Source organism: Desulfosoma sp., from assembly GCA_037481875.1.
Classification (GTDB): Bacteria; Desulfobacterota; Syntrophobacteria; order Syntrophobacterales; family DSM-9756; genus Desulfosoma.
In genome coordinates this window covers 20,505-46,326 of sequence record JBBFKY010000015.1, presented here as the reverse complement: position 1 = coordinate 46,326, position 25,822 = coordinate 20,505, and the positions used below count along the sequence as shown (strand labels likewise).

The window sequence follows — 25,822 nt, the reverse complement described above, 5'->3', positions numbered from 1 at the left end:
GAGATCAAGTCCGATCTGGACTTGGAGCGATTGCCCTCTGGAAAGTTTGCGACCAATGCTTTGGTGTTGACCCTGGGCGGACTGGCTTACAACATCTTGCGCATCCTGGGGCAAAACGGGCTCTTGGGCCGTTTTTCGCCAGCTCGAATCGGGCCAAACGGCGTCGCATCAAGACCGTGATCCAGGAACTGATCTATCTGGCAGGGCGCGTGATCCGAAGCGGTCGTCGACTGAAGCTCCAGTTTGGTCGGCATTGTCCCGCCTTTCAAGCATTTCGGAGTGTCTTTCTCAAATTTTGCCCAGGTTGAGGCAAAAGGGAGTCGTTGCAAGTTCATGACTCAATGACTCATTTTTGCCCAGGGTAAAGCAGAAGTCGGTGCAAGAGCCTGGATCTACTTTATGTTCACGTTGAACGGGGGTGAGGTACGCCCGAAAACAGCTCAATGATCCCACTCATGAGCACTTTTCTGCCACTTGAGAGTCGATGATTCGGGCAAATGGCTGAAACAGGGCATCGTGGACAGCTCAAAACAGGGTCACCATGCCCACAGCTTAGTTCGCTCCACCACACCTCACGGATTCAGGTTAAAGCTATCAAACAATCACATTTAATTAGCATACCATGACTGCGGAATTCCATGGCATAGGTTAGATTTTCAAAGCGACCCAGCCGTTGTGGTGAACAAATGGGACTTAACCCGTGGCTGTAAAAAGAACCTTTAAAAGGCATAAATCGAAACCGTAACAGATAACCTATGGTAACGCCTGAGGACGACCGGCGTGCCGTGCGCCGGTTGCAACGCCTTGTGGATTTCGCTCTGGCCGTCATTCGCCAGGGAGACCTTTCTTTGGACGAAGTCCACCGACTGGTGGAAGGCGTCCGACACTACGCCTACCGAGAATTTCCCGATAAAAAAGAAACCTTTGAACTGATTTACACGCCCCGGTTTCGACGAGCCGTTGTGGAACGGTACGGTCTTCAGTAGAATCGCGCCAATCTCTCCAAGGGTAGGCGGAAACCGTACATGGAGTGCCAAAGCTCGGGAGGTGTCCTTCATGGCAACCAATGATACCCTGACAGCGGTAGGCCGAATCAAAGTCGGCCATGCCGAGGTTCCCGGCGGTCGATCCGGCTGCACCGTCATTCTTCCGGAAGGAGGCGCTGTAGCGGGCGTGGATATTCGAGGGGGTGCTCCCGGCACCTGCGGTACAGAAGGTTTGCATCCCGTCCATCTGGTGGACCGAGTTCATGCCGTGTTTCTCTCCGGTGGAAGCGCTTTCGGGATTGCCGTCGCTGACGGCGTCCGTCGATATCTGAAGGAACAAGGCGTCGGTTTTGCCACCGAATACGGAGTCGTGCCCACCGTGGCGGGCGCTGTCATCTTTGATTTGGGTATTAACAAGGGTGGGCCTACCCCCGATGCCGATCTGGGCATTGAAGCGTGCCTTAAAGCCCACGCAGGGCCCGTGGATCAGGGATCGGTGGGAGCCGGTTGCGGCGCCACCATCGGAAAGTTCAACGGTCTTTCCTGCGCCACCAAAGGCGGCCTGGGATCCTTCTTCACAGAAACCCCTCGTGGCGTGCGCGTCGGGGCTTTGGTGGTGGTCAATCCCTTTGGTGATGTGGTAGATCCTCATGCAAGCCGCATTCTGGCAGGCTGTCGTGAAAGCCCGGATTCCCGACGTTTTTTGGGCACAGCTGAAGCCATGGCCCAGCGAGAACGGTTACGGGGCTTTTCCCCAAGCGACAACACGGTGCTCGCCGTGGTGGCCACCAACGTGCGCCTCAGCAAGACGGAACTCACCAAGGTTGCCCAAATGGCTCACGATGGATTAGCGCGGGTGGTTGTCCCCTGCCATACGCAGGTGGACGGGGATACGATCTTCGCCCTGAGCACGGAAGAACGAGAGCCGGTCGATGTGAGTATTGTAGGGATGCTGGCGGCACAGGTTGTGGAAAAAGCTATAGTGAGGGCGGTCGTGACGGCGGAGCCTCGAGGCGGCTTGCCGGCAGCTCGGGACCTTTTTCTTCGCCCTGTCGAAATCTAAGGCTTTGCCTGAAAGGGGTGCCGTCATGTTTTGGCGACGGAACGCCCTGCCGGGCTTGTTCCGGTGACCTTCAAAGGCGGGGCATGCCCTTAGGGTAGGAGACGGCGTCATTGCCATGCGGCGCTTTTGCACGCCGCAAGCCCCCCACCCCTTCAAAGGTTACCCAACCTTTGAGGCAAGGACTTAAGCCCCATGGTATCAGGGTCCTTCAAAGGAATGGGGAACAAGCTTTTCCGCTTCATCACCCTCTGTGTCAATTCCTGCCCCCGTTCAGATTTCTTCCAGACCTTTGGCACGCAGTTCACGATCGATCTGTAAAATGCGTTTGGCCAACTGCTCCCGAGCACGTTTTTCCATACCGGAAAATTGCACGGCCACTTCCTGAGCGTTCCGTACAGGGCTGCGGGAACCTGGATCCTGAGAGCGGATCACAAAGGCATGAAAGGCATGGCGAACTTCATCCAAATACAGGACAATCTCCACACGTTGCCGATACTGCAGGGGAGGCCGCACGGTGGAAAGGAATCGAGCACCCCCCGTGGAAATATCCAAAATGCTTACTCTCTGGCCGTCAACCTCCAAAGCGATACCGCTTGTGATGGGGGGACGCACGCGGTAAGCCATGCGGAGGTTGAACGGTTCCACGCCGCCGAGAGCCCTTAGGATCAGGGCCTGGACCGTGGAGCCTTTGCGAATGGGGTAGTTCTCCCGAAGTTCGACGATTTCAGCAGGGACGCCGTAACGGTTCTTGAATTCGTTTTCTTGAACGACAAAGGTGACCGTGCACCGACGACCAAGCTGATCCGATTTCACATCGGGAGTCGGCCGGGACACCACGATGGTAGCCCCGTCCACGTCATAGACCATGGCGCGACGCGCGTCGATGACTTCCCGGTAGAAATCCACCCTGAGCACAATGTCGACGGCGATTCCAGGTTTCAAGGCCACCCTCGGGGATACCACTGCCGCCAAGTCCTGCTTCACCTCTTATGGGGCGCTGAAACGCGCAGTTAGAATTCCCGTTTCCCTTTCTCCATGGGTAATGTCCCAAGGAAACCTCAATGCTTTACTCGGCACAGTCCGGAAATTTCTTAAGAAAAAATCGACTCCTTAACCGTTTCGCTTCACAAAATCTTTCATGAAATCCACGAGGGCCTGAACCCCTTGCAAAGGCATGGCATTGTAAATGGACGCTCGACAGCCTCCCACGGACCGATGCCCTTTCAAACCTCCCAAGCCTGCCTTTTGTGCTTCGTCGATGAACTTCTTTTCCAGTTCCACCGATGGTAACCGAAAGGTCACATTCATCCAGGAACGGGAATCAGGCCGAGCAGTGCCTCGATAAAAGTCCTGGCTGTCCATGTAATTGTACAGAAGGGCCGCCTTCTCGCGGTTGATGGCTTCCATCTTGGCCAAGCCGCCGATGTCTTCCTCCAACCACTTGAGGACCAATTCCACCATGTAGATGGCAAAACAGGGTGGTGTATTGTAGAGGGAATTCTTTTCTGCGTGGGTTGTGTATTTGAGCAGGCTCGGAAGATTGCTCGGCACCCGTTCTAAAAGATCCTGACGCACAATGACCAAAGTCACCCCGGCCGGCCCCGCATTCTTTTGAGCTCCGGCATAGATAAGTCCAAAGGGAGCGGGATCAAAGACGCGGCTGAAAATATCCGACGACATATCACTCACCAGAGGCACATCGCCTGAGTTGGGAAAAGACCGGTACTGAGTTCCGCGAATGGTGTTATTGGACGTGATGTGCAGATAAGCGGCATCCGGGTTGATTGGAATATTTTCGGGAATGTAAGTGTATTCCTTGTCTTCGGAGGAAGCCACCACGCGGACGTTTTTTCCTAAAAGGCGTGCTTCTTTGATGGCTTTGGTGGACCAGGTGCCTGTGTCTACGTAGTCCACCGGAGTGCCATCGGGCGCCAGGTTCATGGGAATCATGGCAAATTGCAGGCTGGCTCCGCCCTGAAGGAAAAGCACATGGTAACGATCATCCAATCCCAACAAACGTTTGATCCTGGCAATGGCCGACTGCAGGACTTCTTCAAAGAGCGCCGACCGATGACTGATCTCCAGAATGGACATCCCCGAGCCCTTGTAGTTGAGGAACTCGTCTCGAGCTTGTTCCAGAGCGCTCAAAGGCAGCATGGCTGGTCCGGGATTAAAATTGTAGATGCGTTCTGTCATGGTTTTCCCCTCCTTTTGAAAATATCATCCGTTACGGCAGCCGCTCGAAGCTACCGACGCCCTTTTCTTTTGTCAATGCCGTTTTCCCATGTATCCTTTAAGGGGCCGCCTTGCTTTCTACCATAAGATTCAGCGTCATTGAACCTGTCGGGCAAAACCCCTGAACACTCCGTCGGGGCAGGACCTTCGGGCCTGAGCATAACGCTGGAACCCGGAGGGCGGCCATCTTTCCGCCCAAGCTCCAAAACCCGTAAGGTCAAACCCAAATGTTTCCCGATGACTGGTAAACCAAGGCACAACCGATGTATACATCCAAGGACTCCCAATCCGTCGGGGCAGGACCTTCGGGCCTGACCATAACGCTGGAACCCGGAGGGCGGCCATCTTTCCGCCCATGCTCCAAAACCTCTACGGTCAAACCCAAATGTTTCCCGATGACTGGTAAACGAAGGCACGACCAATGTATACATTCAAGGACTCACAATCCGTCGGGGCAGGACCCACGTGTCCGCCTAGGACACGCGAACTCGTAGGGGTTGACAGGTGTGCCCGACCAAAAACCACGCACCATGATGGCCATTGTCTTTCGTCCATCTTTGGGTGCGTTCTCACTTGACCTTGTCATTACGTCACAGGAGGTTTTCGGTGGATTTGCTCAATGCACGGACGAAGGTTCTTTCCTACGGAGGCAAAGATATTCGGCTCATCGAAGATGCCGACCTTCTGGCATGGGCTGAAGCTGAAGGCAAAGCACCGTGGGATGCCCAACGGGAAGCCCTGCACCTAGGGATTCTGCCTTCTCGATATCTCAAAAACCTTTGGGCCATCAGCCTGAATGAACAGAAAGCCTTGGCTGAATCCAAGGTTTTTGTCCTGGGCTGCGGAGGACTCGGCGGCACCGTAGCGCAGCTTCTGGCTCGAGCGGGCATCGGACATCTCATACTCTGTGACGGCGACTTTTTCTGCCCCTCCAATCTGAATCGCCAGATCTTTTCCCACACAGCCAACTTAGGTCGCCCCAAAGCCAAAGAAGCGGCTGCCGGATGCCTTTGTATCAACCCCTTGATTCAGGTGCAATCTGTTGAAGACACCCTTCAGGCCGAAAATGCCGAAGCATTGATTCAGGAATGCCACGTGGCGGTGGACGCTTTGGATAATCTGGAAAGTCGCTTCGTGTTTGAAAAAGCGTGCCGAAGCCACGGCGTACCATGGGTGCATGGAGCCGTCGCCGGTTGGTTCGGTCAGATAAGCACTTTTCTGCCGTCCTCACCCGTCGGCTTGGAAGCCGTCTATGGCACGCGTCGGCAACGTTCCCACACGGAGGAGGCTTTGGGAGTGCTTGGCCCGACACCGGCCGTCATTGGCAGTCTGCAGGCCATGGAAGTGCTTCGATTGCTCACCAAGCGCCCTCCCGCCTATAGCGGCCGACTCTTGTATTTTGACGGAGAAACCGGTACGTTCCACCTCTTACCGCTCAGTTCATGAAGTATCAGCCGCTAGGCTCGGCCAAGTCTCAGCCGTTTAAAAAAAGAACCGCATTCGAAATTTTGGCCTCTAAAGGCCTTTCCGGCATTCATACACCTTTCAAGGAACTTTGCTCTTCCATAAACCTTAGGGGTAGACAGCAGTTCAGGTGGACACACGTAAAGCTCTTTCGCCGCAGGAAGATGGCTGCTAAAAGACAGAGGAGCTTTTGGTCAAAAGAGAAAAGGTAGAAACTTTCCACAGATCCGTAGGAGTTTTTCCGAACAGGGGAAAAGGCGATCGTTCTTCTGGATAGCGAGAGCCTCCAGCCCGTCACTTGTGCGGGCGTGACGCCAGGATTCCTAGGAGAACGAAGGTTTTGGGGAGCAGGGGCGAGGCGCCGCCCTCTCCCCTACCATGAAACGACATTAGAGCCCTCGGTATGGCGAGTTCTCGAACAAGCTCCTAGAGCCGATAAAGGGGGAAAGCATGTGGGTGTGGATGGGTTTGATAGGAGTCCTGGTTCTTGCGGGGTTGTTCGCCGTTACGATCTACAACCGGCTGGTGCGTGCGAAAAACCTGGTGGAGGAAGCATGGAGCGGAATCGATGTGCAGTTGAAACGGCGCACAGACCTGATTCCCAATTTGATCGAAACGGTGAAGGGATACATGCAGCATGAACGTGGTGTCCTGGACCAAGTCACAAGGCTTCGAGCCAGAAGCCTCGCCGCCGGATCTGTGGAAGAGCGTGCTTCCGCCGAAGGTGCCATGAGTCGAGCGCTGGGGGCTTTGTTTGCCCTCGCCGAAAATTACCCGGATCTCAAGGCCAACCAAAATTTCTTGGAATTGCAAAGCACTCTGACAGGGATCGAGGAACAGATTCAATTGGCTCGTCGTTATTACAACGGCACCGTGCGTGACTTGAATATTCTCGTGGAAAGCTTTCCAAGCAACCTTTTGGCCTCCGCTTTCGGTTTCCGCAAGGCGCCGTTCTTTGAGATCGGTGAAGAGGAAAAAGCCGTGCTAAAGGTGAGCTTTGCATGAATGGAAAGCGCTCCCTCTATTTTTAGGACATGGAATCCGCCTTTATGAAGGTTCAGAGGCTTGTCCTCAAAACAAAAAGATCAAAAAGGATCGGTTTTATGAGACAGTCGCGTGTAGTGTTTCTTGCTTTGATCACGCTTTTTACCTGGTTTCCCTTGCACAGCCGCGATCTGTCGGCTCAAAGCACTTCCCAGGAAAGAATCCTGGATTTTTTCAGCGACATCATTATCCATACAGACGCCACCCTTACCGTCAAAGAAACCATCACGGTCAGAGCTCTCGGCGAATCCATTAAAAGGGGCATCGTTCGTGATTTTCCCACCACCTACAAGGACCGACTCGGGCATCGTGTTAAGGTATCCTTTGACATCGTGGAAATTCGACGCAACGGTCAAACGGAACCCTATCACACGCAGTTGGTGAGTAACGGTGTCAAGATTTACATCGGTTCAAAAGATGTTTTTATCCCTTCGGGGATTCATCGCTACGAGATCACCTATCGAACCTCACGCGAGCTGGGTCATTTTAAAGATTTCGATGAGCTGTACTGGAACGTGACAGGCACCGGTTGGACGTTTCCCATTGATCATGCGGCGGCTCGAATTCAACTGCCCTCCGGCGCCACTCCGATGCAAAGCGCCGCATACACAGGCCCACAAGGCGCACAGGGTACAGACTTTCGATTCATCAATGAGGGTCGAGGGACCGTGTTTTTTGAAACCACTCGCCCTCTGGATGTGGGGGAAGGCCTGACGGTGGCTGTGGCATGGCCTAAGGGTTTTGTTCAAGAACCCACCGTCACCGATCGGGCTATGGCTCTTTTAGGCGATAACCGTGGCGCCTTCTTTGGATGGATCGGGTTTGTTCTTGTCATGAGCTATTACCTTGCCGTCTGGTTTCGAGTGGGTCGGGATCCTAAGCCCGGAACGATCATTCCTCTCTTTGAACCCCCTAAAGGATTCAGTCCGGCGGCCGTGCGCTTTGTGCGAAGGATGGATTTTGACTCAAAGGCCTTTGCCGCTGCCGTCGTCAACATGGCTGTCAAAGGGCACTTACAGATTCGTGAAGAGGACGATGCTTATGTGCTTGTTCGAAAGAACACGACGACCGCCGGGCTCTCCGCCGGAGAAAAAAAGATCGCCGAAACCCTTTTCGGGATGGGAAACAGTGGAGAAATTCGCCTCAAAAACATGCACGCCTCTAAATTTAAAGAAGCCTTAAACCAACTTCACAACACTCTTTCCCGCGAATATGAAAAAACCTACTTTCTTACAAATTCCAAGTACATGATTCCGGCCCTGATATTTACCGTCCCTGTAGTCGTGCTGCTCATCGTTTATGCTCCGCAGCCGGTGGTGGCGGCTTTCCTTGCCTTTTGGTTAAGCATCTGGTCCGTGGGATGCGCGGCGTTGGCCATGCAAGTTTTTGAAACTTGGAGAAGGTCTCGACGGGGCAGGCTGCCACACCGTATAGTTGGCAAATTTTCAGCCCTTGGAATCACCCTGTTTGCCGTGCCTTTTTGGGTGGCGGAAATTGTAGCTTTAGGTATTTTCGCTTACAGTGTCTCCTTCATGGGGGCTGTTCTTTTAGGGGCCTTGGGCGGCGTTCACGGGCTTTTCTATCAGCTTCTGAAAGCGCCGACACATCTAGGTCGAAAGATTCTGGACCAAATTGAAGGTTTTCGCCTTTATTTGACCATAGCCGAAAAAGATCGCCTGGGCATCCTGCATCCTCCTGAAAAAACACCCGAACATTTTGAAAAGTATTTGCCTTACGCTTTAGCCCTGGATGTGGAACATGAATGGTGTGAACAATTCGCCGATCTTTTCAAGACTCAAAGAGAAGATACCCATGCCTATCAGCCTCGATGGTACAAAGGGACAGATTTCACGTCCTTTGGAAGCGGCCGATTGGCAGCATTAGGTGAGAGTCTCGGGTCCGGCTTGACAAGTGCCATTGCTTCCGCTTCAACACCACCGGGATCCAGGTCCGGATCCGGAGGCGGAGGATCTTCGGGAGGGGGTGGCGGAGGTGGGGGCGGAAGCGGTTGGTGAATCCTCGTCCCAATCCCGGTGGCGACGCGGTGAGTCAAATGTGGTTGGCATCACGTTTTCGAATGAGACAGCGGAAAACGCAAAGAAACCAATCGAGGAGGCAAACAGCATGGAATTGAAATACACGGAAGGGACTTTTTCACAATGGAGCGGTGATGTCATCATCTTTTATGCGTTCCAGGATGAAGAGGCCCCTCTTTCAGGATTAGCCCGTTGGATGTCCCTACAAGCCCCCTGGTTCAAGGACAGCCCTGCCCATAGAGATTTTCGGGCCAAAAAAGCCGAACTTCTTCTCGTGTACTCGCCGACCGTAGCCCCTATCGCCCGGCTTCTTCTGGTGGGTTTGGGAAAAAGAAAAGACTGGTCCCTGGAGACTTTTCGTCATGCCACGGCCATGGCCGTGCGTCGTTGCCGGGATCTTTCACTGGAACGTGTTCTTCTTTCTACGGCGGCCTTAGAGGGATTGCCGGAAAGCGAGGAAATCCTTGTTCGAGAAGCATTCATGGCCGCCGTTTTGGGTTTGTACCGCTACGATGAACTGAAAACGCGTGATGTGGAAAAATTCGAAGGTCCCAAGGAACTGTGCCTTTGTTCCGAAAGTCCCCTACCCTATGTATTTGAACTGATCCATGAGGTGGCAGCCGTCGCAGAAGGCATTGTGCTGGCACGGAATCTGGCCACAGCCCCTTCCAATGTGGTCACCCCTTCACGTATGGCCCAAGAAGCCGCCCGTGTTGCTTCCAGCCATGGCATGCGTTTTGAGGTCCTGGATTTGGACAAGGCCAAAGAATTGGGCATGGGAGGGTTCGTCGCGGTAGCGCAGGGATCTCGAGAACCGGCTCGCTTTATCATTTTGGAACATTGTCCCGATGGGCTTCAAAACCAAGAGCCTTTCGTGCTGGTAGGCAAAGGCATTACCTTTGACACGGGAGGGATCTCCATCAAACCGGCGGCCAAGATGGAAGACATGAAACACGATATGGCCGGAGCCGCCACTGTTCTGGGAACCATGGACGCCATCGGACGCTTGAAGATACCTCGACGTGTCATCGCCCTTATGCCCTGCACGGAAAACATGCCAGACGGTCAAGCCTACAAGCCCGGTGATGTGGTCAAGACCCATGCGGGACTCACCGTGGAAGTGATTTCCACCGATGCGGAAGGACGCATGATTCTTTGCGACGCCTTAAGCTACGCCTTACAGTTTCAACCATCGGCTCTGGTGGATTTGGCGACACTTACTGGAGCCTGTGTCATCGCCCTGGGGGACCGAGTGGCAGGTCTTTTGGGCAACCATGAAGCCTTGCTGAGCACCATGCAGGAAACAGGAAAACCCTTGGGTGAACTCTTTTGGCCTTTGCCGCTCTACGATTTTTACTTCGAAGACATAAAAAGTGACGTGGCCGATTTCAAAAACGTGGGGGATCGAAAAGCGGGAACCATCATCGGCGCCATGTTCTTAAAGCAGTTTGTGCCGGACACAGTTCCCTGGGCTCATGTGGACATTGCCGGAACCGTCTGGGCCGATAAGGACCTGGGCTGGATTCCCAAAGGAGCCACCGGATTTGGTGTGCGCACTCTGGTATCCTTGATCCGCACGTGGAAAACGGAAGAAGGCTCGAACATGAAAACCTGACAATTTGAATCGGCCGGCCGTGGATCACGTGCAGCAGGAAAGAAGCCTATGAAGGAAAAAGACGGTCCCCCTTGGCCCCCAGTGTACCGCCTCAGGGAAAATGCCCGAGCCAAACATGTCACGCTGCGTGTGCGCCCGGAAACAGGCTTGGAACTTACTGTCCCGAAGGGTTTCAACCCGCGCCGTCTTCCCCGTATTCTGAATCATCATCGACAATGGATTGAGGAAGCCCTGACGAAACTTCAGGCTATGCGTCAAGATTTCCAACGTCCGGACGTGCTTCCGAAAAAGATTCATTTGGCGGCCATAGACGCAACCTGGACCGTGATCTACCGGCCCAGGTTCGGGAATAACCTGGAACTTTTCAGCATCCGGGAATCTGAGCCTCGACTTTGCTTGCAAGGAGATTTTTCGCGGGTGTCCGCCTGCTGCCGTCTCTTGCGTCAATGGCTTCGCGAAGAAGCGAAACGATGGCTTCCGTTCTGGGTGGAAGCCGCCGCGCGGAAGACGGGGCTGTCTTTTACGAAGGTCAGGATCACCACCCCAAAAACACGATGGGGAAGCTATTCATCTCGAGGCACCGTGAGCCTCAACGCCGCCGTCCTATTTCTCCCCAGGGAACTGGTGGACATGGTGATCACTCACGAATTATGCCACAGCCGTTCCCCTCGCCACGACACGGCCTTTTGGAGCCTGGTGGCGCGCCATGAGCCGCATTACCAAAGCCTGGAGGCCGCTCTAAGAAGCGCCACAGGCCGGCTTCCCCCATGGTACCTTGCGTCTTTTGTGGGATGACTCTTTTGCTTCAATCTTCCCCCAACAATGGGGGACCTTGTGGAAAGGCCTTTCGGTCGAGCCGCTTTTAAAGCCTATCCGAGAACGGCTTTTCCCAAGGGAGCGCCGGCGTCCCGTCCGCAGGAATGCCAGGTCAGAGGCTCGAGCTTCTTGCAAAACAAAGATTCTGGGACGTAGGGGTACGGCGCGCCGTGCCCCTACGTCTTGGGCTGGAACGGCTCGATCCACGTTCTCGGAGAAACTCCTTCAGCTTTAGGTGGCTCGAACCCGGCGTTCCAGTTCTCGAAGAGCCTCCCCTTCCAAAACTTCCCGTTCCAGAAGCGTCTGCGCCATTTCATCCAGGTAAGATCGTTTGGAATTGAGAATATCGCGAACACGGGCGTAGGATTCTTCGACAAGGCGTCGAATTTCGGCGTCGATTTCTTGAGCCGTCCTTTCGCTGTATTCTCGAGCTCTCGGGGTCATGCCCAGGTCGAGAAAGGCGGATCGAGGTTCTCGAGTAAAGGTCACCAACCCCAAAGTTTCACTCATGCCGTATTCCATCACCATGCTACGGGCAATATCCGTCGCTCGCTGCAAATCGTTTTGGGCTCCGGTAGACACATCCCCGAAAACCAGTTCCTCAGCCACTCGACCTCCAAGCAGCACACACAGTCGATCCAGAAGTTCTTGCCGGGTCATCAGGTACCTGTCTTCGGTAGGCATCTGCTGTGTGTATCCCAAAGCGGCGATGCCTCGAGGAATGATAGAAACTTTGTTCACTGGATCGGCGTGAGGCACACTCATGGCCACCAAAGCATGGCCCGCTTCATGAAAAGCCACGATCTGCTTTTCCTTTGGGTTCATGGCCCGGTTTTTCTTTTCCAAGCCGCCGATGATGCGATCGATGGCTTCCTGAAATTCAGCCATGCTCACTTCTGCTTTATTTCGTCTTGCCGCAAGCAGGGCCGCTTCGTTGACCAAATTCGCTAGGTCCGCCCCCACAAACCCAGGCGTCATGGCAGCGACCTTTTGTAAGTCCACATCGTCGGCAAGCTTCACATTGCGCGTGTGGATTTTGAGAATCGCTTCCCGTCCTCGAATATCCGGTTTATCCACGGCCACATGACGATCGAAACGGCCGGGGCGCAGCAGAGCCGGATCCAAAATTTCAGGGCGGTTCGTAGCTGCCATGATGATCACGCCGGAATTGGCTTCAAAGCCGTCCATTTCCACCAAAAGCTGGTTTAAAGTCTGCTCTCTTTCGTCATGTCCGCCTACGGGATTCAAGCCCCTGGCCTTGCCCAAGGCATCCAGCTCATCGATAAAGATAATGCAGGGAGCGTTTTGTTTAGCTTGAGCGAAAAGATCCCGCACTCGGGCAGCCCCGACACCCACAAACATTTCCACAAAGTCGGACCCGCTCATGCTGAAAAACGGCACACCCGCTTCTCCGGCCACGGCTTTGGCCAAGAGGGTTTTGCCTGTCCCAGGAGCCCCCACCAGCAGGACCCCTTTAGGAATCTTTCCTCCAAGTCTTTGAAACTTTTCAGGGTTTTGAAGAAATTCCACAATTTCCTGAAGCTCCACCTTGGCTTCGTCAATGCCGGCCACATCATCAAAGGTGATCCCCACCTGTTTTTCGGCGTAAATTTTGACTCGAGCCTTTCCTACGGACAAAACCCCTTGAGGTCCACCGCCCATACGCCGAATAAGAAAGCCCCAAAAGAGAATGAAAAAGGCCATGGGCAAAAGCCAAGAAAGAATCGCTTCCAGAATCCGGTTTTCCAGGCGACCTGTGTAGGCGATGCCACGTTCATCCAAAAGCCGAACCAGATCGGGATCTTCCACACGCACGGCGACAAACCGTCGGTTGGCCAAGTCTCCCTGAGTGATCTCACCCGTGATGCGGTTGGCCTCGATCACCACGTTTTTGACGGATCCCTGTTGCACCAAGTGTTTGAACTGGGAATAGGGAATAGGAACTCGCTGTTGTTGGACCATGATATCGTGAATCCAGGAGATGACCATGAGGGCCAGAAGAAAGTACCAGAAAGAAAAATGCACCTTGCGTCGAGGGTCCTGGCCCGCTCCCCCCATGGACTCCTTGACACGGTCCACCCAACTTTTCCACCCTGTGGGATTCTGATCCTGTTTTTCAGCCATTCGCACTCCTTTCCGCCTTGGTTTGACTCCGCTCGAGTTTTTGACATCTTAACCGAAATCTGTTACCTGTGCATCTGTTTTTCTTTAAAGGCCAAGGTGTTGGGTGTTGAGGAAAACCGAAAGGCAAGGAGGACGAGAGATGAAAAAGTGGAGCGTGTGGCTGGTGGTTTTGGCAGTGTTCTGGGCCGCAGGTGCCTTGGCGGCGACACCCAAAACGGGAGGAACCCTTGTTTTCGGACGAGGCGGGGACAGTGTGGGGTTGGACCCGGCCTTTGAAACCGATGGTAATTCCTTCATGATCTGCGACAATGTCTATGACCAATTGGTCCTCTATGCCGATGAATCCACGGATATTGTGCCCGGCCTGGCCACATCATAGGATGTCTCCCCCGATGGACTCACCTATACGTTTCATCTGCGCAAAGGGGTAAAGTTCCACGACGGCACGGATTTTAACGCCGATGCCGTGGTTTTTTCCCTAGGACGTATGATGAAGGAAAAGAAAGTCAAATTTTTCAAGACCCAATGGGAATTCCCCAAGGAACAACCTCCCGCGGAATACTGGCTTTCCATGGAAATGGATAAGATCGTTGCCGGCATCGAAGCGGTGGATGATCACACGGTGGTCTTCAAATTGTTGCGACCCGAAGCCCCTTTTATCGCCAACATGGGCATGGATTTCGCCGCTATCGTCAGCCCGACGGCGGTGCTCAAACTGGGACCCGACTTCAAAAGCAATCCTGTGGGGACCGGTCCTTTTAAGTTCGTCAAATGGATCAAGGATGATCGAATCATTTTGCAAGCCAACCCCGATTATTGGAACGGACGCCCCTACCTGGATCAGGCCATCTTTCGCACGATCCCCGACAATTCCGTGCGTTTTTTGGAACTGAAAACCGGTAACATCGACATCTGCCAGTACCCCAATCCGGAAGACATCGAACTTGCGTCCAAGGATCCCAACCTGAAGATTGTTTCCCAACCTGGAATGAATATCGGGTATGTGAGCTTCAACCACACCAAACCCTTATGGCAGGATAAGAGGATTCGTAAGGCCATCGCTTACGCCGTCAATAAAAAAGCCATTGTGGATAACATCTATTACGGACTTGGACAAGTCGCCAAAAACACCATTCCTCCCACCCTGTGGGGATATAACGACGATATTCAAGATTATCCGTATGATCCGGAAACGGCCAAAAAGCTTCTGGCGGAAGCCAAGTTCTTCGAAAAGCTCAAGGAAGCCGGCCAGACCAAGATCACGCTTTGGAGCATGCCGGTACCCAGACCATACAATCCTAACGGCATGAAAGTTGGTGAAGCTATTCAGGCTGACCTGAAAAAGGTGGGGATCGACGTGGAATTGGTCACCTTTGAGTGGGGAACTTATCTCAAGAAACAGCGGGAACAAGACCCGTCCATGGATCTGTTTCAGCTGGGCTGGACGGGAGACAACGGGGATCCCGACAATTTCTTGGCTGTGCTTCTAGACGGTTATGCCGATCCGAACGTACGCACCCAATGGAAGAACGAAGAATATCACAACATCATCGTCAAAGCTAAACAGGCTTCCAGTAAAGAGGAAAGAATCAAACTGTATCGTAGGGCTCAGGAACTCATTCACGAAGAAGTTCCCTTGATCAATTTGGCCCATTCTCTGGTGGTGTGTCCTATGAAGAAGTCGGTCATGAACTTCAAGTTGCACCCTACGGCCAGTATTCGTTTACACAAGGTGTGGATCGAGTCCTGATGGAAACGAGAAAGGGTTGGATGATTCTTAAAAAATAAACCGAAGGTTGGGATGGGCTTTGCCCGTCCCAATCCGTCGTCTAGAGAGGCGTCCGTGCTGTCCTTTGTTGTTCGACGCGTCCTGACATTGATCCCCACCGTTTTCGGCATCTCCGTGCTGGTGTTTTTGATGATTCATCTGGTACCCGGAGATCCTGCCGAAATGATGCTGGGAGAAAGAGCCTCCGAACAAGCTTTGCAGCAACTGCGTCAAGAACTGGGGTTGGACCGACCCTTGCACGTCCAATACGCAATGTTTGTCTCCAGGCTTGTGCAAGGGGATCTGGGCCGAGCGTTGCGCACCAATGAAAAAGTCGCAACGGAAATCGCCGAACGTTTCCCCGCCACCGTGGAGTTGTCCTTAGCCGCCATGTGCTTTGCGGTCACTCTGGGCATGTTTGCCGGAGTCATCTCCGCCACGCGTCAGTATTCCATGTTTGATTATTCCAGCATGGTTTTGTCCCTGGTCGGTGTGTCTATGCCCATCTTTTGGCTGGGTTTGATCCTCATGATCATTTTTTCCCTGCATTTGGGTTGGCTTCCTCTTTCCGGTAGACTCAGCTATGATGTGCACATCGAACCCATCACTGGACTGTTTCTCCTGGACAGCGCGCTCACAGGAAACTGGAAAGGATTTCGAGATGCCTTGTGGCACATCGTGATGCCGGCTTTTACCTTGAGCACCATTCCCATGGCCATTATCGCGCGCATCACACGTTCCAGCATGCTGGAAGTGCTGCGGCAGGACTACATTCGAACGGCCAAAGCCAAAGGCTTGCCTCCCAGGCTGGTCCATTACAAACACGCCCTAAAAAACGCCCTCATTCCCATTATCACCGTAATCGGTCTCCAGTTCGGGATATTGCTTGGGGGCGCGATTCTTACGGAAACCATCTTTGCCTGGCCCGGCATAGGCCTTTGGCTCCTCAACGCCGTCTACGCTCGGGATTTCAATGCGGTGCAAGGGGGAACCATGCTTATCGCCACTGCTTTCGTGACCATCAATATGATCGTGGACATTTTGTATGCCTGGATCAACCCGCGTATCAAGGTGTCCTGACATGGCGACGGCTTCTTCCGCATCCTCCCGAAACCTGGATTCCACAAAGTCACTTCAGGCGGAAAAGACATCCAGTCCTCTGGCGGAAGCCATGTGGCGGCTTCGAAAGAACAAGACGGCTTTGGCCGGCTTGATGATCATCCTCCTCTTTTTGATCATGGCCCTTTTCGCCCCTGTTTTGGCTCCTCACGACCCCCTGGAACAATCCCTCTACGCCAAGCTGAAACCCCCCGTATGGCAATTCGGGGGATCCTGGAACCATGTGTTGGGCACGGACGATTTCGGTCGTGATCTTTTAAGCCGGCTTATTTACGGAGCACGTGTCTCCATGGTTGTGGGGGTGGTTTCTGTTTCCATCGCACTTTTTTTCGGTACCCTTGCAGGGTCCGTGGCTGGTTTTTATGGGGGCCTTCTCGATAATGTCATCATGCGTTTCATGGACCTCCTTCTGGCCTTTCCGAGCATTCTTCTGGCCATCGTCATTGTGGCCTTTTTGGGGCCCAGCTTACAAAATGCCATGATCGCCATTGGGGTTGTGAGTATTCCTCGGTACGCACGCCTGGTGAGGGGATCTGTGCTGGAGGAATACGCCAAGGACTACGTGCAGGCGGCCCGGGCTTTAGGCGCAGGAGATGCCCGTTTAATCTTCCTGCACATTTTACCCAATTGCCTGGCACCCCTCATCGTGCAGACCACGCTGGGATTTGCGTCCGCCATTTTGGAAGCTGCGGCACTGAGCTTTTTAGGCCTTGGGGCTCAGCCGCCCACGCCAGAATGGGGAGCCATGCTGGCCAATGGTCGAGCCCTGATTCTGCGGGCCTGGTGGGCGGTGACCTTTCCCGGGCTGATGATCCTCTTTTCGGTCCTGGGCTTCAACCTTCTAGGGGATGGTTTACGCGACGCTCTGGACCCTCGACTTCGTGACTGATAAAGGACCTGTTTCATGGCGCCACTGCTGCAGGTTGAACATCTGAGCACCTATTTTTACACGGATCGCGGCACGGTTAGGGCCGTGGATGATGTGAGCTTTTCGCTGGAGTCTGGAAAGACTCTGGCTTTGGTCGGGGAATCGGGTTGCGGCAAGAGTGTGACGGCTCTGTCTGTGATGCGGCTGATTCCCGTACCGCCAGGAAGGATTGTTTCCGGCCGTATTGTCTTTGACGGCACAGACCTTTTGCAACTGTCTGAAACGGATATGCGCCGGGTGCGCGGCAACAAGATTTCCATGATTTTTCAGGAACCCATGACATCCTTAAACCCTGTGTTTCGTGTGGGGGACCAGATCGCCGAAGTGCTGGAGTGGCACCAAAAGCTTTCCCGCAAGGAGGCACTGGATCGCGCCGTGGAACTGTTGCGTATGGTCGGGATTCCTTCCGCGGAATCCCGCATCAGAGACTATCCGCATCAAATGAGCGGTGGAATGCGCCAGCGGGTCATGATCGCCATGGCTTTGGCCTGCAATCCCAAGCTGCTCATCGCCGATGAACCCACCACGGCTTTGGATGTGACCATTCAAGCCCAAATCCTGGAACTCATGGACAATCTGCGACGGACCACGGGCACGGCGGTGCTCCTCATTACCCATGATCTCGGAGTGGTGGCAGAAACCGCCGAACATGCGGTGGTCATGTATGCGGGACGAGTGGTGGAGGAAGCGCCTGTGCGCGAACTTTTTCATCACCCTCTGCACCCTTACACTCAAGGGCTCATGCGATCCATTCCAAGCCTGGTGGAAGACGAAAAACGTCGGCTGGAAGCCATTCCCGGAGTGGTACCCAGTCTGCTGGCGTTGCCACCGGGATGCAAGTTCAACGATCGTTGCTCCTATGTGATGGACCGGTGCCATACTGAAGAGCCGCCTCTTCAGACAATGGGTTCCGAACACCGGGTTCGATGTTGGCTCTACGACACGGCTTCTCAAAACAACACGGAATGAAAGAAATTTTCCATGGCATATACGGAATCTGCAAAACCTCTTGTGGTCCTTAAAAACGTCAAGAAACATTATCCGGTCACAGGGGGCGTGTTTCGTCGTCAGGTGGGTGTCGTCAAGGCTGTGGATGGTGTCAGCCTGACCATTCGAAAGGGGGAAACTCTGGGTTTGGTCGGGGAAAGCGGTTGCGGCAAGTCCACTCTAGGTCGCGTGATTCTGCAATTGGAAAAGCCCACATCCGGCTCCATTCTCTTTTCCGGTCTGGACATCGTCGCCTTGCGTCGACATGAACTGAGACCTTTACGACGCCGAATGCAGATCATTTTTCAGGATCCGTACTCCAGCCTGAATCCGCGCCAGACCGTGGGACGCATCATCGGAGAAGGGCTGGTCATTCATAAGGTGGGCACGCCCGCCGAACGACAGGAACGTGTTCGTCATCTCATGGAAGTGGTGGGACTTCGACCGGAACACATCCATCGATACCCCCACGAGTTCAGCGGCGGACAACGCCAACGTATCGGTATCGCTCGAGCCCTGGCGCTGCAACCGGAACTTGTCATCTGCGATGAACCCGTTTCAGCCTTGGATGTTTCCATTCAGGCACAGGTCATCAACCTGCTCATGGACCTGCAGGAACAATTCGCCTTGACCTATCTGTTTGTGTCCCATGATTTGTCCGTGGTCCGTCACATCAGCGATCGCGTCGCGGTCATGTACCTGGGACGTATTGTGGAATCGGCCGATAAAAAGGTCCTGTACAGGGATCCTCTGCATCCATACACCCAGGCACTTTTAGAGGCGGCGCCTCTTCCCGATCCTGACCGCAAAAAAGAGCGAAAGGGCTTGAGCGGGGATCTTCCCAGTCCTTTGCATCCCCCTCAAGGATGCCATTTTCACCCAAGATGCCCTAAAGCCATGGACACCTGCCGGCGTTTTGTGCCATCCTTGGTGCCTCTTCAAGAAGACCGCCTCGTGCGGTGTTTTCTCTACCATGACGTCACGGAAAACGAGTCGTAAACAAAGCCATGCCAAGACAACGTCCCAACTGGCACGAATACTTCATGCTGATCGCAAAGATTGTGAGCACGCGTTCCACATGCAATTCCAGACCCACGGGCGCGGTGATCGTCAAGGACAACCACATACTGTCCACAGGCTATAACGGGGCCATGCCCGGAGCTCCTCACTGCATCGATCAGCCGGACCTACCGGACGGCCGCCCTTATTGCTATCGGCGCAGTCTGGGAATCCCTGATGTGGACAAATACAATTTTTGCAAAGCGAGCCACGCTGAAGCCAACGCCATCGCTCAGGCGGCGCGTTACGGTATTTCCGTGGAAGGCGCAACCCTTTACACCACGCTGGCTCCTTGTTACGTGTGCTTGAAACTGATCGCCACAGCTCGCCTTCGAGCCGTCTATTATGAACACCGCTACGATTCAGCATCTCCGGAAAGGGATCTTTTTTGGCAGCAGGCGGTTCGAGAAGCAGGCATCGAAGTTTTTGAGCAATTGATTATTTCTTCGGAAACCTACGACTACATTCTGTCCGATATTCGTAACATCACCTCCCGGCGTCGCACCCCAGCCACCGATTTCCTTGCAAACCCATGAAACCGGTTTTTCTTCCCATCCATTGTCAGGAACACATTCTTCGACTTAATCCCACAGGAACCGTGGGGCTGCTCACCCTGTGGTCCCGCCCTGATGTGATCCTGGAAAGGCTACGACGCCGCGGTGCCGATCTCGATCCCGAAACCAGCCCTGTGGCCGCCGTCGGCACTTTGTACGGGAACGGCCTTCGAGAACTCCTAAGAAATCTTCTCTACAATCCTCAGATCGACACTCTTGTGGTTTACGGTCGAGATCGTTCCGGATCTCTCAGTGAGTTGCAGGCTTTCTTTGAGCTGGGTTTGGAACCTTATGAAGGATCTTCGGTGGCTTATGAACCCAATGAGCTGGAAACTCCTAAACCGGTGCGTATTCGAGGTACCGGGCGGGTGATCGACAACCTGGTAAGACCCGAGCATTTCCAAAGGCCGCCGGTCATCCGATATTTCGGATCTCCTCAGGACAATCCCGATGCCGCAGATCTGATTCGCTTTCTTCAAGACTACAGACCCGATCCGAACACGCCGACGCAACGTCTGCGCATACCCTTACCTCGAGTCCGTGTGATCGGATACCCTAGCAATCCTCGAGCTCACACGATCGTAGCCGAAGACCCTTTAAGCGCCTGGAAGGATCTAATCGCCACCCTTTATCGTTTCGGGACACCCGTCACCTTGGCAAAGGGAGAACGCCGTGAATTACAGAACGTCAAGGTGGTGGTGGAAAATCCAAGACCTATTCCCGACACACAGCTGCAACGCTATGGGTTTGATCCGGAAAGACTTTGCCGATACCAGCAGGACATTCTCAGCGGCGCCATAGAACCTGACGAAACCTATAATTACGGAAACCGCCTGCGGGCCTATTTCGGTCTGGATAGCCTCCAGGCCGTTATTGAACGTCTTCGAAGAGACCTTCAGGACCGAAAAGCCTACGCCGTCCTTTGGGATCCTCGCCGCGACCTGACGGCCGAGACAGGACATCCGTGCCTAGTCAGCATCTTCTTTCGAATTTTTCAAGGCACTTTGACGCTCACTGCGGTGTTTCGTACTCACAATGCTCTGGATGCTTGGCTGGTTAATTTTTATGGACTTATGGCCGTGCAGCATTATGTAGCTCACCGTCTTTCTACGACCCCAGGGCCCATTACGGTTTTCAGCCATTCCATCACCATCGACACGGCACAGGAAGACCGTGCTTCCATCATTGCCGCGGAAAAGTCGTTTCAGTATCGAGAAGATCCCATGGGGTATTTTCGTATCCGTCTCGACAAGGACGCCATTGTCGTGGAACATCGTCATGGAGATGTGACGCTTAAAACCTATCGGCATACCAAGGCGTCTCGTATTCAGCATGAACTGGCCAGGGATGGAGCTCTTTCGGACATCAATCACGCCTTGTACGTGGGACGTCAACTGGAACGGGCCGAACGGTGTCTTCGAGACGGATCCGTTTTTCGACAGGAATAAAAACTTTCAGGGTAAGCTATGCCAAAAGCCGCTTTTTTCTTTGACATCGGACACACTCTGGTGACCGGCGCTGCCCAATCCCCTCGACGTCTTTTGGAATCCGCCCTTGGTCTGAATGAACATCAGACCAAAGCGGTCGGAAAGCTCATCATGACCCTTTGGGCTGAAACACCGGAAACCATCAGTGAAGCGGTGGCACGCCTCCTTCCAAACATTGAACCTTCCCTTGTGGCTCAAGAAGTGCGCCGAATCTGGGATGATCAGATAGCCTGTGTCCGCGAAATTCCGGAAGCGACGGCGCTGATTCGCCGCCTGAAACAGGCCGGACACAGCGTGGGTCTCATTTCCAACATCTGGCATCCTTTTTTCCTTGGGTTTCAAAAACGCTGTGCGGAGATCGAGGCCCTGACGGATTTTCAATTTCTGAGCTACCGAATGGGTGTCAAAAAACCTGCGCAAGATCTCTTTCAAAAAGCTGTGGATGCCGCCCGTCGACGGGGTTTTGCTCCGTGCTGGATGGTCGGGGATTCCTACGAATTGGATATGGCTCCAGCCCGTCTTGTCGGCATGCAAAGCCTATGGATTCTGTGCCGACCGGAAAGGGAACGGGACATTCTTGCCGAGATTCTGAACGGAAAAAGGGAGCCTCCCGACGGCAGTGTCCCGGAACTCAAAGACGTTTTCGGGTTTTTGCAAGAGAAAGGCTATCTATGATGACAGTGTTCTCCATTTTTTTGGCGATTGTTTTTTTCTTTGCAAGCATGACCTATGTGCTTTACTGGTACGATACGGCTAACGGGCCGGCGCTAGAGAATCTCCGTCTTCGATGCCAAGGGCGTCTTGTACTGTGTGTCCTCCAAGGGTATCTGTGGGCTCTCATGGCTCAAACCTTGGCTGTGCTGACCTTTCCTCTTGGCTGGCTTCCCGAGCGTAAAAAGAACCAAGAACAAGGTGACGGCAACAATCCTATTATTGTCACTCTGCACGGGCTTTATCACAACCGCAGCGCTTTTTTGTTCATCCATTGGGCTTTGAAGCGGGCCGGCTTTGAAGATGTTCGATCCTGGTCCTATGCATGCTGGAAGACGGATTTTTTTCAATTAAGCGCTCGGCTGAGTCATGATCTGGAAGCTTTGCATCGCATGGCTCCAGATCGTCCCCTTCTTGTGATCGGTCACAGCCTGGGCGGTCTCTTGGCCCGGCATGCCATCACCAGGCTCAAGCCCAAAACCTTGGCCGGTTGCCTGACTTTAGGATCTCCCCATCAAGGCAGCCGCCTAGCCGTTTTCGCTTTAGGAAAGCTGGGACGATCCCTTGCCTATCGAAGCTCCCTCATCCAAAAGATCGAACACGATGAAACAGCCCTCGCCGACACAAGCACCTCCTGCCTGGCTCTGGTTTCTCCCGTAGACAATATGGTCCTCCCCATGGAAGCTCTGGAACCCGCTGGGTCTCATTGGCAGCTACAATGGACACCGCCCATGAGTCACGTGGCCATGCTGTACCATCCGACGATTCTTCGACAGATTGTCTTGTGGGCGAAGCAGTGGCGCCCGAGGGAAAACGGAGCCTCAGGCTGAAACCAGAGAAGCCCGAAAGGAAGGGGAGTCCCAAAGGTGGCGGAGTCTGGAAATCTTTACGAAAAGGAATGTCTCGAAAGGTTGCGCCGGAAACTTCATTACTTGTGCCGGCGACGCGCTACGCAGGAACTGGAACTTATCCTTTGCCGTTTCTGGAATGAACATGCTCAGGATCTTGGGGAACAAGATCTTTACGAACTGGAAAATCTTTTGGCCTTGGACGATATGGATCTTTTAGCCATGTGTCTCGGGCAAAAGCCGTTTCCACCCGAGTTTCGAAAAGATTTGACAAGGCGCCTCCTTCCCAAACCCCTGCCCGGAAGGTGAGGATTCTTGATCAACCAAAGCCTGGGAAGACCTCTGGCTGAGGATGGGGTTCTCGGGTATAAGACTCATCCCTACGGGTTGGTGGGGCGGACACACGGGTCCGCGTCCGCCCCTATGGGTCCGGGCTGGCTAGGTGGCAGGCAATAATGAGGGAACCCCCTTCTTTTGTTCTACGTTTGGGCCTGGACCTGGGCTTCTTGAGCCCGAGTGACCCATGCCTTGGCGCAGATCGCCATGGCTATGGCTGCGCTGACGGCGTTAAAGCCTAACTGTGGATAAAAGAGCAAGACGCCGCAGACGCCTGTAATCCATCGTTCCACCATAGAAAGGGGTCGAAACAGAAAGCCTACCACTCCCACATTGAGAAAAATCACCGCTCCAATGGAGGCCATGTACCGTAGCGCAATCGCTTGAAATGCCTCCCATCCGGAAAAGATTTCCGTGATTGGAACAATGAGAAGCCCTGTGCCGCTCAGCGACAAGATAAAGGTGAGCCCGATGAAATACTTGGGCAGAGCCACGCGCGCGGCGAAGACACCGGTCTTTATGGGATCCGTTCCCATGACGGCCCCCGCCGCATAGGCCGAAAGCGCCACAGGCGGTGTGACTTCCGCCAGTACGGCAAAGTAAAAGAGGAACATGTGCGTGGCCAGCAGAGCCGGTCCTTCGGGAATGCCGTTGATCATGGCCAATTTTTGAATCGTGGGCGCGGTGAGAGCCGAAGTCAGAACATAGGTTGCGATGGGAGGGACACCCATGCCCAAAATGAGGCTGAAAACACCGGTGAACAGCGTAGCCAAAAGAAGGCTTGAGCCGCTGATCTTTAACATGACGATGGAAAACTTGGACGCCAAACCGCTGAGCACCATCATGGACATGATCATGTTCGCCGCGATGACCGCACTGGCGATGTGCAAAAGGGACACGGTACCTTCTTCCAGAGCATCCCAGACTTTGCTCACAGGAGGCCTCACCGATCCGTCGGCATAGGCGAACAATAAAAACAGCCCGATGGCTACAGACACGGTCAAATTGATGGCAAAACCTCGGTAAATCAAAGCAATAATCACAAGGATGGGGAGGAAAATATAACAGTAGCGCCAAAAATACGCCCAGTTGGTCGTGGCGGTGATCTCCAGATGAGGCAGTTTTTCACGACGTACGTACAATTCATTATAAAGCACAATACCCAGCAGATAGAGCAGCATCGGCCCTGTAGCCATCACAATGATCATGGAGTAGGGAATGGAGAGAAGTTCCACCATGATAAACGAAACGGACCCCATGACCGGAGGGGTAATATAGGCGATGGAACCTACTGTTGCTATGACACCCGCCGCCACAAGACGATTGTAGCGCACCTGATCGTAAAGGGGTCGCGTGAGGGTTGCCACAAACTGAGTGTCGGCGGCTCCGGACCCGGAAAACATCCCCATGAGCACCGCCATGACGGAACTGGCTCGGCCCGGAGATGCGGGGCTACGGCCCACCAGAAGAAGGGCAATGTTGGCGAGAATCTTGCCGAACCCCATTTGGCTTACCACGGCTCCCAGTGTGGTGAAATAGATGAGGTATTTCAAGGAAACACCCGTAATGGAGCCGAAGATGCCGGCTTCCGTTTCGCAATACATCTTGCCCAGCAACATATCCACACTGAATCCGGGATTGGCGAAGGTGCCGGGTATGTAATGGCCGTAAACATTATAAAGGATAAAGATCATGACCAAGGTCGGCATGATGGGGCCGCTGAGCCGAAAGATCACTCCCAAGACCAAAAGGACTTCCGAAAAAGCCATGAAAAGATCCCAAGGTTCCGGCATGATGGCGCGATAGATAAGCTTTTCATAAGTGACCACAAGGTACAAAAAGGGAAAAAGGCTCAGAATGCCACACAAAAGGTTGGCGTAAGCACTCACGTGCGGAATGGTCACCGAAACCATGGTTAAAACCCAGACCCCAAAGCCCAAAACCTTCAGGAACAGGGGTAGATCCAAGCGTATGAATTCATATGTAAGAAAGGCTGTCATCACCAGTAATGGGAGTGCACCCCACAGGCTTCGAGCTTTCAATTTGTAGATGCATACCCAATACCCAAGAAGTGCAATCATGCACACGTGAGTGGCCCGCTGCACCTGGGTCAGGTCCAGGATGGAAAAATGGAATGATGACATGGGGGTATACGGGTGAACGACTAGGTAGAGATGATAGAGCGTTCCCACGATGGCCAGCACATACACAAGTCTTCGAATCAAAACGTCCATAACAGAGTCACCTCCAAGCAGCCGTCTTGAATCTCCCACCTGTCGTCACCAAAGGAGAGCACGATCCCTTGCACACTGCACAGCTTGAGCGAGGACGTCTTCTGGCGGGATAAAAGAGCGTCGATCTCGTAAGTTCCTGATGTGTAGTAGTTTTCGGTCTCCTCATCCGTTTCCATGGAGAAATGGTCAAACTGGGAAAGCACTTGAAAATGAATGGTTACCGGTTTGAGGGTTACCGAGTTGACGAAATGCCAGGCGCCTTTTTGAAAACGGTACAGAAGCACCACACGAGACCGGCCTTCATGAACCAACCGGACAGGTTTCAAGAAAAACCCTACGGTGAACAGTGCGAGAAGCAAAACCGTCAGGCTGATCACCGTAGGGCGCACGCTCATGCCCGAAACAATC

General features: G+C 53.6%; 22 protein-coding genes and 2 pseudogenes. 19 read left to right on the top strand and 5 right to left on the bottom strand.

Annotation, left to right across the window (positions count from 1 at the left end):
• From WHS46_14590 to WHS46_14580, 3 genes and pseudogenes are all read left to right on the top strand, one after another.
• A pseudogene (locus WHS46_14590) lies at positions 1-308 on the top strand (transposase).
• Positions 309-755: 447 nt separating this feature from the next.
• Positions 756-986 carry a hypothetical protein gene (locus WHS46_14585; GenBank protein MEJ5349904.1) on the top strand — a complete coding sequence of 77 codons (231 nt, stop codon included), beginning with the start codon at positions 756-758 and terminating at the stop codon, positions 984-986.
• Positions 987-1,056: 70 nt separating this feature from the next.
• The gene (locus WHS46_14580) at positions 1,057-2,049 is read left to right on the top strand and encodes a P1 family peptidase (GenBank protein ID MEJ5349903.1); all 993 of its coding nucleotides are present in this window, start codon (positions 1,057-1,059) and stop codon (positions 2,047-2,049) included.
• Positions 2,050-2,319: 270 nt separating this feature from the next.
• Here WHS46_14580 and WHS46_14575 read toward each other — a convergent pair whose 3' ends face one another.
• Together WHS46_14575 and serC are read right to left on the bottom strand one after the other, a co-directional pair.
• Complete coding sequence (locus WHS46_14575; protein MEJ5349902.1) at positions 2,320-3,012, bottom strand: PilZ domain-containing protein; 693 nt, start codon at positions 3,010-3,012, stop codon at positions 2,320-2,322.
• Positions 3,013-3,159: 147 nt separating this feature from the next.
• Positions 3,160-4,245 (bottom strand): 3-phosphoserine/phosphohydroxythreonine transaminase, encoded by a 1,086-nt coding sequence (gene serC, locus WHS46_14570; GenBank protein MEJ5349901.1) that lies wholly within the window; start codon positions 4,243-4,245, stop codon positions 3,160-3,162.
• A gap of 645 nt (positions 4,246-4,890) precedes the next feature.
• Here serC and WHS46_14565 point away from each other — a divergent pair.
• The 5 genes from WHS46_14565 (at position 4,891) to WHS46_14545 (ending at position 11,238) form a co-directional block, all read left to right on the top strand.
• On the top strand, positions 4,891-5,730 hold the full coding sequence (locus tag WHS46_14565) for a HesA/MoeB/ThiF family protein (protein ID MEJ5349900.1): 840 nt from the start codon (positions 4,891-4,893) through the stop codon (positions 5,728-5,730).
• A gap of 468 nt (positions 5,731-6,198) precedes the next feature.
• Entirely contained in the window at positions 6,199-6,753 is a 555-nt protein-coding gene (locus WHS46_14560) for a LemA family protein (protein ID MEJ5349899.1), read from the top strand.
• A gap of 98 nt (positions 6,754-6,851) precedes the next feature.
• Positions 6,852-8,807: a DUF2207 domain-containing protein gene (locus WHS46_14555; GenBank protein MEJ5349898.1), complete on the top strand. Its 1,956-nt coding sequence runs from the start codon at positions 6,852-6,854 to the stop codon at positions 8,805-8,807.
• A gap of 109 nt (positions 8,808-8,916) precedes the next feature.
• Complete coding sequence (locus tag WHS46_14550) at positions 8,917-10,443, top strand: leucyl aminopeptidase (protein ID MEJ5349897.1); 1,527 nt, start codon at positions 8,917-8,919, stop codon at positions 10,441-10,443.
• Positions 10,444-10,491: 48 nt separating this feature from the next.
• Positions 10,492-11,238: a SprT family zinc-dependent metalloprotease gene (locus tag WHS46_14545; GenBank protein MEJ5349896.1), complete on the top strand. Its 747-nt coding sequence runs from the start codon at positions 10,492-10,494 to the stop codon at positions 11,236-11,238.
• A 252-nt stretch (positions 11,239-11,490) separates the two neighbouring features.
• Here WHS46_14545 and ftsH read toward each other — a convergent pair whose 3' ends face one another.
• Complete coding sequence (ftsH, locus tag WHS46_14540; GenBank protein ID MEJ5349895.1) at positions 11,491-13,383, bottom strand: ATP-dependent zinc metalloprotease FtsH; 1,893 nt, start codon at positions 13,381-13,383, stop codon at positions 11,491-11,493.
• Positions 13,384-13,522: 139 nt separating this feature from the next.
• On the opposite strand from ftsH, the gene WHS46_14535 reads away from it, so the two are divergent.
• The 11 genes and pseudogenes from WHS46_14535 to WHS46_14485 all read left to right on the top strand — a co-directional run bounded on the left by WHS46_14535 (position 13,523) and on the right by WHS46_14485 (position 23,153).
• Entirely contained in the window at positions 13,523-13,762 is a 240-nt protein-coding gene (locus WHS46_14535) for a hypothetical protein (protein ID MEJ5349894.1), read from the top strand.
• A gap of 15 nt (positions 13,763-13,777) precedes the next feature.
• Positions 13,778-15,133 (top strand): annotated as a pseudogene (locus tag WHS46_14530) (ABC transporter substrate-binding protein).
• Between the two features lie 93 nt (positions 15,134-15,226).
• Entirely contained in the window at positions 15,227-16,231 is a 1,005-nt protein-coding gene (locus WHS46_14525; protein MEJ5349893.1) for an ABC transporter permease, read from the top strand.
• A 1-nt stretch (position 16,232) separates the two neighbouring features.
• Positions 16,233-17,159 carry an ABC transporter permease subunit gene (locus tag WHS46_14520; GenBank protein MEJ5349892.1) on the top strand — a complete coding sequence of 309 codons (927 nt, stop codon included), beginning with the start codon at positions 16,233-16,235 and terminating at the stop codon, positions 17,157-17,159.
• A 15-nt stretch (positions 17,160-17,174) separates the two neighbouring features.
• A complete protein-coding gene (locus WHS46_14515; GenBank protein MEJ5349891.1) occupies positions 17,175-18,167 on the top strand; it encodes an ABC transporter ATP-binding protein in 993 nt (330 codons plus the stop codon).
• 12 nt (positions 18,168-18,179) lie between these two features.
• On the top strand, positions 18,180-19,184 hold the full coding sequence (locus WHS46_14510; protein ID MEJ5349890.1) for a dipeptide ABC transporter ATP-binding protein: 1,005 nt from the start codon (positions 18,180-18,182) through the stop codon (positions 19,182-19,184).
• Positions 19,185-19,192: 8 nt separating this feature from the next.
• Positions 19,193-19,780: a dCMP deaminase family protein gene (locus WHS46_14505; GenBank protein MEJ5349889.1), complete on the top strand. Its 588-nt coding sequence runs from the start codon at positions 19,193-19,195 to the stop codon at positions 19,778-19,780.
• Positions 19,777-21,246, top strand: a complete 1,470-nt coding sequence (locus WHS46_14500) for a thymidylate synthase (protein ID MEJ5349888.1) — start codon at positions 19,777-19,779, stop codon at positions 21,244-21,246. The genes WHS46_14505 and WHS46_14500 overlap by 4 nt, the downstream gene beginning before the upstream one ends.
• An 18-nt stretch (positions 21,247-21,264) precedes the next feature.
• Positions 21,265-21,960, top strand: a complete 696-nt coding sequence (locus WHS46_14495; GenBank protein ID MEJ5349887.1) for an HAD family hydrolase — start codon at positions 21,265-21,267, stop codon at positions 21,958-21,960.
• On the top strand, positions 21,957-22,826 hold the full coding sequence (locus WHS46_14490) for a hypothetical protein (protein MEJ5349886.1): 870 nt from the start codon (positions 21,957-21,959) through the stop codon (positions 22,824-22,826). The genes WHS46_14495 and WHS46_14490 overlap by 4 nt, the downstream gene beginning before the upstream one ends.
• A 36-nt stretch (positions 22,827-22,862) precedes the next feature.
• Entirely contained in the window at positions 22,863-23,153 is a 291-nt protein-coding gene (locus tag WHS46_14485; GenBank protein ID MEJ5349885.1) for a succinate dehydrogenase assembly factor 2, read from the top strand.
• 170 nt (positions 23,154-23,323) lie between these two features.
• On the opposite strand, the gene WHS46_14480 is transcribed toward WHS46_14485, so the two are convergent.
• Together WHS46_14480 and WHS46_14475 are read right to left on the bottom strand one after the other, a co-directional pair.
• A complete protein-coding gene (locus WHS46_14480) occupies positions 23,324-25,414 on the bottom strand; it encodes a TRAP transporter fused permease subunit (protein ID MEJ5349884.1) in 2,091 nt (696 codons plus the stop codon).
• Positions 25,402-25,809: a hypothetical protein gene (locus tag WHS46_14475; protein MEJ5349883.1), complete on the bottom strand. Its 408-nt coding sequence runs from the start codon at positions 25,807-25,809 to the stop codon at positions 25,402-25,404. Before WHS46_14475 ends, WHS46_14480 begins: the two co-directional genes overlap by 13 nt.
• Positions 25,810-25,822: the final 13 nt, after the last annotated feature.